Consider the following 1,215-nt stretch of genomic DNA (forward strand, 5'->3'; position numbering starts at 1 on the left):
ACGCCCGATACAGAAAATGGTTCAAACATTTCAGGAAAAAGACTAACTAGTCCGAACCACATAAACGCTTAGAACTCTGGATCCCAGTCCACGGTCATTTGAGATAACTCAAGATCTACCGACTTAACAACCTGATCCGGCAAATAAGGAACTAGCCGCTCTTTTGCATCCAAGCTGCCTTCACACTTACGAATAACTAGCACGTCATTTGAGCCAGTTTCCATCAAGTGATGAACTTTACCCAGAAGCTGACCCTCTATAGTAAGCACTTTTAGACCTTCTAACTGATGCCAATAAAAGTCACCAGCTTCCAGCTCGGGCAGCGATGCAACATCAATTTTAATATATGACTCTGCAAGCTCTTTAGCCTGATCACGATCATCATACCCATCGATGTGTGCAACTAATCCATTGCCATGAACCTTACACTGCTTAACCTTTACATCCTGTGTCTTACCACACTTTTGCAAAGACCAAACTTTATATTTTGCTAGGTTCTCTTTTGGCTGAGTATATGAAAACACTTTCACCCAACCTTTGACGCCGTAAACAGACGTCACTTTGCCCATAATGGTTTCGTTATTGGAACTCACAACGGGCCTCCGCTAAAACGACTTAAGCCGCTTTAGCGTCTTTTAGTAAAGTTTTAACGCGATCAGAAATTTGAGCACCTTGACCTACCCAGTACTCAACACGTTCTGCATCAACACGCAAACGCTCTTCTTGGCCACGTGCAACAGGGTTGAAGAAACCAACACGCTCGATAAAACGACCATCGCGAGATGAACGGCTGTCTGCCACAGTTAAGTGGTAGAATGGGCGCTTCTTAGAGCCACCACGAGATAAACGGATTTTAACCATTTTGCTAATACATCCTGATAAACAGTTTAACTATATAAAGCCCCCATACAGCAAATGCATTAACTGAGGGACTCGAAAGGGCGCGTATTCTATAGCAATACTACGAAATTGAAAACACCCATTTACATTTTTACGCTTCTTTTCAATTAACTAAGCGTTAGATAGCTAGAAACGACCGAAAGGACCGCCGCCACCGCCGGGCGGCATCATCCCCTGCATCCCTCTCATCATATTCGCCATTCCGCCTTTTTTGCTAAATTTCTTCATCATTTTAGCCATCTGCTTATGTTGCTTTAAAAGACGATTCACATCTTGGATCTGAGTTCCAGAGCCCGTTGCTATCCGGCGCTTTCT

The 1,215-nt window shown here is 43.7% G+C and carries 2 protein-coding genes and 1 pseudogene; all 3 read right to left on the bottom strand.

From position 1 onward, the window contains the following. Nucleotides 1-68 precede the first annotated feature (68 nt). Nucleotides 69-593: a ribosome maturation factor RimM gene (gene rimM / locus A3738_RS02810; RefSeq protein ID WP_231876511.1), complete on the bottom strand. Its 525-nt coding sequence runs from the start codon at nucleotides 591-593 to the stop codon at nucleotides 69-71. Nucleotides 594-615: 22 nt separating this feature from the next. Next, complete coding sequence (rpsP, locus tag A3738_RS02815; protein ID WP_068475547.1) at nucleotides 616-861, bottom strand: 30S ribosomal protein S16; 246 nt, start codon at nucleotides 859-861, stop codon at nucleotides 616-618. A gap of 165 nt (nucleotides 862-1,026) precedes the next feature. Continuing rightward, nucleotides 1,027-1,215: pseudogene (locus tag A3738_RS02820) on the bottom strand (signal recognition particle protein); the annotation flags it as partial.

The sequence above is a fragment of the Oleiphilus sp. HI0066 genome, from assembly GCF_001635725.1.